The 7,980-nt window shown below is 75.4% G+C and carries 8 protein-coding genes; 3 read left to right on the top strand and 5 right to left on the bottom strand.

Annotation, left to right across the window (positions count from 1 at the left end; translation table 11 throughout):
- The 4 genes from AWW66_RS30380 to AWW66_RS30365 form a co-directional block, all read right to left on the bottom strand.
- A partial coding sequence (locus AWW66_RS30380; protein WP_083979206.1) for a copper resistance CopC family protein occupies positions 1 to 427 on the bottom strand: 427 nt, incomplete at its 3' end.
- A gap of 19 nt (positions 428 to 446) precedes the next feature.
- On the bottom strand, positions 447 to 1,676 hold the full coding sequence (locus AWW66_RS30375) for a Dyp-type peroxidase (protein WP_067373721.1): 1,230 nt from the start codon (positions 1,674 to 1,676) through the stop codon (positions 447 to 449).
- Positions 1,673 to 2,281, bottom strand: a complete 609-nt coding sequence (locus AWW66_RS30370; protein WP_067373719.1) for a copper chaperone PCu(A)C — start codon at positions 2,279 to 2,281, stop codon at positions 1,673 to 1,675. Before AWW66_RS30370 ends, AWW66_RS30375 begins: the two co-directional genes overlap by 4 nt.
- A 107-nt stretch (positions 2,282 to 2,388) precedes the next feature.
- Positions 2,389 to 2,883 carry a LacI family DNA-binding transcriptional regulator gene (locus AWW66_RS30365; protein ID WP_067373716.1) on the bottom strand — a complete coding sequence of 165 codons (495 nt, stop codon included), beginning with the start codon at positions 2,881 to 2,883 and terminating at the stop codon, positions 2,389 to 2,391.
- Here AWW66_RS30365 and AWW66_RS30360 point away from each other — a divergent pair.
- Positions 2,855 to 3,535 carry a cellulase family glycosylhydrolase gene (locus AWW66_RS30360; RefSeq protein WP_067373713.1) on the top strand — a complete coding sequence of 227 codons (681 nt, stop codon included), beginning with the start codon at positions 2,855 to 2,857 and terminating at the stop codon, positions 3,533 to 3,535. The genes AWW66_RS30365 and AWW66_RS30360 overlap by 29 nt on opposite strands.
- A gap of 60 nt (positions 3,536 to 3,595) precedes the next feature.
- Here AWW66_RS30360 and AWW66_RS30355 read toward each other — a convergent pair whose 3' ends face one another.
- The gene (locus AWW66_RS30355) at positions 3,596 to 5,053 is read right to left on the bottom strand and encodes an amidase (RefSeq protein WP_067373710.1); all 1,458 of its coding nucleotides are present in this window, start codon (positions 5,051 to 5,053) and stop codon (positions 3,596 to 3,598) included.
- A 181-nt stretch (positions 5,054 to 5,234) separates the two neighbouring features.
- Between AWW66_RS30355 and AWW66_RS30350 the strand changes: the two genes are divergently transcribed.
- Positions 5,235 to 7,376, top strand: a complete 2,142-nt coding sequence (locus tag AWW66_RS30350; protein WP_067373708.1) for a helix-turn-helix transcriptional regulator — start codon at positions 5,235 to 5,237, stop codon at positions 7,374 to 7,376.
- A 289-nt stretch (positions 7,377 to 7,665) separates the two neighbouring features.
- On the top strand, positions 7,666 to 7,845 hold the full coding sequence (locus tag AWW66_RS34090; protein WP_157528175.1) for a hypothetical protein: 180 nt from the start codon (positions 7,666 to 7,668) through the stop codon (positions 7,843 to 7,845).
- Positions 7,846 to 7,980 lie beyond the last annotated feature (135 nt).

Raw genomic sequence — 7,980 nt, 5'->3', positions numbered from 1 at the left:
CCGGCGGCGGGGCGGCGTCCGTCGGCTCGGGCGCGCTGGGGTCGGCGACGGTGAACTGGTACGCCCCCTGCACGGGGTGCCCGTCGGCGGACACGACCCGGTACGCGACGGTGTAGGTGCCGTTGCCCAGCGGCTGGTCGACGGTGATGCTGCCGTCCGGCCCGGTGACGGCCGGCTCGCCGGTGGCGACCCTGCGCTGGCCGGCGTCGCTGAGCACGATCGTGGTGAAGGCCGGGTTCAGCGGTTGCCGGAACCGGAGCGTGATCTGCGCCGGCGCGGTGGTGAGCCGGGCGTCCCTGGTGGGGGTCGAGGACTGCAGGGTGTTGTGCGCGGCGGCGGGGGCGGCCGGCGCCAGCGTCAGCGCCGTGGCGGCCAGCGCGGCGACGACCACGCCACGAACGGTCGGACGGCGGGCACGGGTACGCATCTTGGAGCGGTTCTCCTGGTCAGGCGAGTAGCTGCTGCCCGACCCAGCCTCCCTCGGGGCAGCCGGGCGGGATGGCGAAGACGGCCGAGCCGATCGGGGTGGTCCACTCGTTGAGCAGGTCCTGCTCGGCCAGCCGACGTTGGATGGGCAGGAACTGCCGGGCGATGTCGGCCTGGTACGAGGCGAAGACCAGACCACTGTCGGCGGTGCCGTCGGCGGCGGGTACCCCGTCGTAGTTGTAGGGGCGGCGCAGGATCCGGAGCCGGTCCTCGCCCACCCGGGCCCGGGTGAGGTGCGCGAAGTCGGGGATGACGGTGAGCCCGGTGGGGCCGACGGCGGCGAAGTCGGGCTCGTCGTGCTCGTCGGTGCCGGTCAACGGCGCGCCGGTGTCCAGGCGGCGGCCGACCGCCAGTTCCCGGTCGGTGCGCCCGAGCAGGTCCCAGGTCTCCATGTCCATGCTGATCCGCCGCACCACCAGCGTGGTGCTGTCGCGCAGCCAGTCCGGCCCGTCGGGCACCCACACGGCGGTGTCGAGCGGTCCGCCGGGCCGGGGGTTGGCGGTGCCGTCGAGTTGACCGAACAGGTTGCGCTGGGTGTGCCCGGGTTCGGCGCCGGCGGCCCGGCGAAAGCCCTGCTGCACCCACCGGACGGTGGCGAAGGGACGGCTGTCCTTGACCAGGACCCGCTGGGCGTGGGCGACGGTGAGCGGATCGTCGGCGCAGATCTGCAGCAGCAGGTCCCCGCCGGACCAACGGGTCTGGAGCCGGTCGACGGGGAAGGCCGGGAGGTCGGCCACCGACGGCGGCCGGCGGTCGTCGACCCCGGCGGCGGTGTAGAGGCCGGGGCCGAACCCGAAGGTGACCGTGAGGCGGGCCGGCAGCAGACCGAGTTCCGGTTCGGTGTCGGCGAGGGCGGGCCGGCCCTGGGTGAGGCGGGCGGCGTCGTCGGAGAGCAGCCGCAGCATCCGGCCCAGCGCGGCCCGGTCGGTGCCGGGACGCAGGGTGAACGCGACGAACGCGGCGTGGGCCTGCGCCTCGGTGGCGACACCCGCCTGGCGGGGGCCGTGGAACGGCTCGACGGCGGCGCCGATCCGCGCCACCGGCTCCGCCCGGGCGGTGCGGACGTCGGCGTCGTCGGCGCGCAGCGCGGTGACCGCGGCGGCACCGGACAGCGCCCCACCGGCGGCCAGGGCCCCGCCGGTGAGCAGGCGCCGCCTGCTCACCGGCCGGGCGGGGGAGGTGCCGGTCATGCGGCCGGGCTCGTGCTCGGCCCGGGGGTGGCGCTCGTGCCCGGCATCGGTTCACCGTGGCCCGGGGCGTAGCTCTCCTGCGCGCCGGTGAACGGCTTCGCCACCGCCGTGAACGTCTGGGTGCGGCCGTCGGCGAAGGTGAGGGTGAAGGTCAGCTCGTCACCGGCCCGCACCGGTTCCCGGAGATCCATGAGCATCAGGTGGTCCCCGCCGGGCTCCAGGAGGTGCTCGCTCCGCGCCTTGACGACGATGCCGCCCTTCTTGGCCTGCATGACCATCTTCCCGTCTTTCATGGTCATCTCGTGCAGTTCCATCGGGGACACCTCGGTCGTCACGGCGGTGAGGGTCACGTCGGTGTCGCCGGCGTTGACGAGGGTGCCGAACGCCGCCGTCATGCCCGTGTCGGCGGCCTTCACCCACGGGTCCCGGACGCCGAGCACGCCGGCGGCGGCGCTCGGGGCGGCGGACGTCGCGGCCGGGGCGGACCCGGGCGTGGCGGTCGCCCCGTCGTCGGACGACCCGCAGCCGGCGACGGAGACCGCCAGGACGGCGGCGGTGAGCAGGACCGCAGGGCGCAGCGGTCGGCGGACGGTGGTGCTGGGCATGACGGTTCCCCTCGGACGGTGGTCTCGTAGGGGTGGTCGGCGCGGTGTGGGCGGAAGTTCCGGCGGTCATCCCGGTCACGGCGACCGGTGGGTCCGGTCGCTGTCCGTCAGGTACGCGGCGGCGGGGCGGTGCTGCCCCGGACGGTGAGCGTGGTGGCGAGTTCGACGCGGCGTTGCGGCGCGTGGTCACCCCGGCCGAGATTGAGCGCCAGTTCGGTGGCGGCGACGGCCATCTCGACGAGGGGCTGGTGCACGGTGGTCAGGGGCGGGTCGACCAGGGTGGCGATGGGCAGGTCGTCGAAGCCGACCACGCTCAGCTCCGCCGGGATCCGCAGCCCCAGCTCGCGGGCGGCCTGGTAGACCCCGAGCGCCTGCAGGTCGTTGCTGGCGAAGATCGCGGTGGGTCGGTCGGGGCGGCGGAGCAGGGCGCGGGCCGCCGTGTGCCCGTCGGCCGTGGTGAGCCGGGCCCGGGCGACGAGGTCCGGGCCGACGGGCAGGCCGGCGGCCTCCAGCGCCGAGCGGTACCCGTCGAGCCTGGCCCGGCAGCACAGGATCCGGTCCGGTCCGGCGACGATGCCGATCCGCCGGTGTCCCCTGCACACCAACGGTGACCAGGAACGGCTGGACGCCCTGGCGGACACCATCGAGGAGCTGGACGACCCCCGGATCGCGGCGACCACCCACTTCTACGGCTGGTGGCCCTTCAGCGTCAACATCGCCGGGGGCACCCGCTACGACGCCACCGTCGAGCAGGACCTGATCAGCAACTTCGACCGGGTGCACGCCACCTTCGTCGAGCGCGACATCCCCGTCATCATCGGGGAGTGGGCCCTGCTCACCTGGGACCACAACCGTCCCGGGGTGATCGAGCGGGGTGAGTTCCTCATGTTTCTGGAGGCGGTCGGGTACCACGCCCGGCTCCGGAACCTGACCACCATGGTCTGGGACGCCGGGCAGTTCCTGGAGCGCAGCACCCTGCGCTGGCGGGACCAGGGGGTGTACGACATTTCAGGGCGAGCTGGACCACCCGCTCCGGCACCGCCTCCGGCCGGGCCGGCGAACTGGACCACCTACAAGGAGTTCTGGCAGCACTTCCAGCCCGACTACCCCGCCGGCACCATCATCCTGAAGCCGGAGTTCTTCGCCGAGGTCACCGACGGGACGGTCGACCTGACCTTCCACTTCTGGAGCGGAGCGAAGACCACCTACCGGATCACCAAGTCCGGCACCTCGGTCACCGGCAGCCCCCGGTGACCCGTGACGGTGCCGTGGCCCCGGCCACGGCACCGTCGCCCACCGGAACCGCCGCGCCGGCTACCCGGCGCACGCCGGGTGCCGGTCCGCCCACGGCCGGGCCTGTTCCAGCACCGAGGCGAGCCGGATGAGCAGGTCCTCCCGGCCGTACGCGGCCACGAACTGCACGCCGACCGGCAGCCCGTCGGCCGACCAGTGCAGCGGCAACGACATCGCCGGCTGCCCGGTCGCGTTGAACGGGGACGTGAAGCTCACGTACTCGCCCGAGGCCAGGAAACCGGCCAGGGGCCGACCCGGTACCGGCCGCAGCTCGCCGAGCCGCGCCGGGAGCCGGGGCAGGGTCGGGGTGACCAGGAGGTCGTAGCCGGGTCGGCGCCCGCCGCCGGTGCCCTCCTCGTCGTGGTTCCACCAGGCGGCGACCCGCCGGCACCACGCGTGCAGCGCGGCGAGCCCGTCGAGGTAGGCGACGGCGGACACGTCCCTGCCGTGTCCGCCGAGCGCCCAGTTGTCCTGGTCGAGATCGTCGGCGGTGAGCGGACGGCCGATCGCCCGGCCCCAGCGCACGATGTCGAGGTACTGGAACACCGGCATCAGGACCTGCGCCTCGGCCGGCGGCTCGTCGAGGGCGGCCGGGCGGGCGACCTCCACGATGTGCCCGAGCTCGTCGAGCAGCCCGGCGGTCGCCGTGACCGCCGCGACGACCTCCGGGTCGAGGGTGCGGGACGGGTGGTCGAGCTGGACACCGACGCGCAGCCGGCCGACCGGCGCGCCGACCTCGTGCGTGTACGGGCGCGTCGGCGGCGGTGCCGTGTACGGGTCACCGGGGGCCATGCCGCCGACGGCGTCGAGGATGCCGGCGATGTCGCGGACGGAGCGGGTGAGGGCGGACTCGTGCGTCATGCCGGCCCACGCCTCGCCGATCTCCGGGCCGAGCGAGATCCGCGCCCGGGTCGGCTTCAGCCCGACCAGGCCGGTCGCGCTGGCCGGGATGCGGACCGAACCGCCCCCGTCGTTGGCGTGGGCCGCCGGCACCATGCCGGTCGCGACGGCGACGGCGGAGCCACCGCTGGAGCCGCCGGGCGACCGGGTGAGGTCCCACGGGTTGCGGGTGGGGCCGTACGAGTCCGGCTCCGTCGTCGTCCACGCGCCGATCTCGGGTGTGTTGGTGCGACCGACGAGCACGAACCCGGCCTGCCGCAGCTTCGACACCAGCCAGGTGTCGGCGGGGGCCCGCCAGTCGAGGTCCTTCAGGAACCGGGTGCCGTAGTGGTAGGGATCGCCCTCGCTCTGCTGGAACAGGTCCTTGACGGCGAAGGGCACCCCGGCGAACGGCCCCGTCGGGCCACGCGCGGCGACCGTGCGCGCCTTCTCGAAGCTCGTGTGGATGAACGCGTTGACCTCGGGGTTCAGCCTCTCGATCCGCCCGATCGCGTGCTCGACGAGCTCCCGGGCGCTGATCTCACCCGAGCGTACGAGCTGGGCCTGCCCGGTCGCGTCGAGCCAGGTGACGTCGTCCATGGTGTCCTTTCGCCGGGCCGGCGCCGCCGGCTCGGTCCTGCCGGCGTGGGGTCACCGCCCGGCACAGCGTCGTCCCCACCGGTCGGCCCGACAAGGAGTTCCGGCCGGGCCGGCGGCACTGCCTAGGCAGCGTCGAGGCACGGTCCACCGAGGGCTGTCCGTCCTCGTAGGCTGCCTCGTGATGACCGGCCCGACCCGTCCCCGCCCGGTGCTCGCCCGGCGGCTCGAGACCGCCGCCTGGCGGCACCGGCTGACCGTCGTCCGGGCCCCCGCCGGCTGGGGCAAGTCCCGCGGGCTGGACGGCTGGATCGCCTCGTCGTCGCGGCGCGACCGGATCGTCCGGGCCGACCTCGACCCGTGGTGCGCCGACCCGACGGCGTTCTGGGCCCGGGTGACCGAGGCGCTGGCCGAGGTCGACGACCGGGTCGCCGCGTTGCCCCCGCCACCCGCCGGGACGACCGACCGCCGGGCGTGGCTGGCGGCCCTGGCCGCCGTGGGCCGGGACGCACCGGCGGACGTCGTGCTGGTCCTCGACGCCTTCGAGCACGCCGACACCCCGACCGTCTGCGCGGACCTCGGCCTGCTCCTGCACGGACGCTCCCGGGTACGGCTCCTGCTCGCGGGCCGTACCCGACCAGGTTTCGCCCTCGCGCGCCTACGCGCGGCGGGCGTGCTCGCCGAGATCGGCGTCGAGGACCTCGCCTTCGCGGACCACGAGGCACGCGCGCTGCTCGACGGCGCGCCCACCGGCCACGTCGAGGACACGGTCCGGCGCGCGGAGGGCTGGCCGGTCGCCCTGTGGTTCGCCGCCGCGCAGCCAGCCCAGCGACTCGGCGGCGACCACTCCCACCTGTACGACTACGTGGTCGAGGAGGTCCTCGACCCGCTGCCAGCCGCCACGCGGCGGTTCCTGCTCGACACCGCCGTGCTCGACCGGCTGGGCGGCCACCTCTGCGACGCCGTCACCGGCGGCGGGGGCGGCGCGGCACACCTGGCCCGCCTCGACCGGGAGGGCGTCTTCGTCGTGCCGCTCGACCGGCGTCGCGCCTGGTTCCGGTACCACCGCCTGTTCCGGGAGGCGCTGTGCCGGGCGGCGACGCTCGACGGCGTGGACCTCGTCCGGGCCCACCGGCGGGCCGCCCGGTGGTTCGTCGACCACGGCATGCCGGACCACGCGGTGGCGCACCTGCTCGCGGCCGGTGACGGGGTCGACGCCGGCAACCTGATCGCGACCGCGTACTGGCGCATGCTCGACACCGGCCACACCTCGACCGTGCTCGGCTGGCTCGACCGGCTGCCCCCGGAGCACCTGCGCGCCGACGCCCGGCTCCTGCTCGCGCACGCCTCGGCGAGCCTCTACGCGGGCCGTACCGGGGACGTGCACCGGGCCCTCGCCCTCGCCGCGGCGGCGCCACACCGGGCGGGCGCGCTGCCCGACGGGCTGCCGTCGGTCGACGCCGGCATCGCCCTCGGCCGGGCCACCCTCGCCGCGTTGCGGGGCGACGTCGGCGGGGCGGTGCGCGGGGCGCGGCGGGCCCACGCGATGCACGGGCCGGAGCACGTCACGCAGCGGGCGAACTGCGAGATCATCCTCGCCGGGCTGGCCTACTACGCCGGCACCGACGCCGACGCCGAGTTCCGGCTGACCGCGATCGTGCGGTCGGCCACCCCGATGCGCAACACCGTCGCCGAGGTCGCCGGGCACGCGATGCTCGCCCGCGTCCGTGCCGACCGGGCCGACCTCGGGGCGGCCCGGGAGCACCTCGCGCGGGCCGACGCCCTGCTCGGGTCCCGGTTCGCGGTCGCGCCGTTCGCGGCGCGGGTGCTGGCCCTGTGCCGCGCCGTGGTGGACCACCGGTCGGGCGCCCTCGAGGCGGCGGTGACCGGGTACACGCAGGCCCGCGACCTCTCGATCGCCGCCGCGGACCGGATCACCGCCGCCGACGCCGTCCTCGGGCTCACGGAGGTGGCGCTCGACACCGGCCGGGCGGAGGTCGCCCGGTGCTGGTTGGGGGAGGCCGCGCTGCTCCTCGACGGGTGCGCCGACCCGGGGCGCCGGCTGCGGGCCCGGCAGGCGGCGTTGAGCAGGCGACGCGCGACGCAGGCGGCGGCGGACCCGACCGCCGGTGGGCTGCTCACGGCCCGGCAGGCGGCGATCCTCCGGGCGGTGGCGCGCGGCCGCTCCGACGCCGCCATCGCGGTGGAGCTGGGCGTGAGCGTGCGGACCGTGCACGCCCACCTCCGGGGGATCAACGCGCGCCTGAAGGTCCACTCGCGATCCGCTGCTGTCGATGCCTACCGGGCGGCCGGCGGCCCCGCCTGACCGGCTCGACCCCGCCCGCGGTGGCGGCCGTCCGACAGCCGTTGCCCGCACGTCGGCTGCCGGGTCGGAGGGGCTCCGGCACCGCTGCGAACAGTGACCGTGTCGCCGCCCTGAGCACTGCAAAAAACCTGCAAACACTAGGTCTTGCAATCTCGGAAAACGCTTTCCTACCATTGGGTTACATTGATGTTTCATTGTGGGGTCAGGCGGGAGTGCATCGAGCGGCGTCACTGGCGAGTGCGGGCCGGAGGGCGGTGTCCGCGCCGCTACCACAGCAGGGGAGAGACTGATGAGACGCAAACCGTTCGGGGTGGACACCGCCGGCGCGCTCGACGCGGTCCCCGCCCCGACGACCACCCCGGCCGCCGCCACGACGGGGCGGCCGAGCCGTCACCGACCCCACGCACGTCCCGGATCGGGGTCCCACCGCGCCGCCCACCGCCGGGTCACCGGCGACGACTCCTCGTAGTCGCCGACGCCGTGGCGGGCGCGCGTTGCGCCGGCTCCGGCGACCATCGTCCGGGGTGACGCCCGCGCTCGGGCGGCCCCGGTGCACGCCAACTTCACCGCTGCGGTCCACCGCGGCAGCTCCCACCTGCCCTCC

The sequence above is a fragment of the Micromonospora rosaria genome (genome assembly GCF_001567585.1).
Classification (GTDB): Bacteria; Actinomycetota; Actinomycetes; order Mycobacteriales; family Micromonosporaceae; genus Micromonospora; species Micromonospora rosaria.
This window is presented reverse-complemented; position numbering and strand designations above follow the sequence as displayed.

Coding starts and splice junctions, on each gene's coding strand:
- AWW66_RS30375 (WP_067373721.1), bottom strand. CDS start 1,676: ATGACCGGCACCTCCCCCGCCCGGCCGGTGAGCAGGCGGCGCCTGCTC.
- AWW66_RS34090 (WP_157528175.1), top strand. CDS start 7,666: ATGAGACGCAAACCGTTCGGGGTGGACACCGCCGGCGCGCTCGACGCG.
- AWW66_RS30370 (WP_067373719.1), bottom strand. CDS start 2,281: ATGCCCAGCACCACCGTCCGCCGACCGCTGCGCCCTGCGGTCCTGCTC.
- AWW66_RS30350 (WP_067373708.1), top strand. CDS start 5,235: ATGACCGGCCCGACCCGTCCCCGCCCGGTGCTCGCCCGGCGGCTCGAG.
- AWW66_RS30360 (WP_067373713.1), top strand. CDS start 2,855: ATGCCGATCCGCCGGTGTCCCCTGCACACCAACGGTGACCAGGAACGG.
- AWW66_RS30355 (WP_067373710.1), bottom strand. CDS start 5,053: ATGGACGACGTCACCTGGCTCGACGCGACCGGGCAGGCCCAGCTCGTA.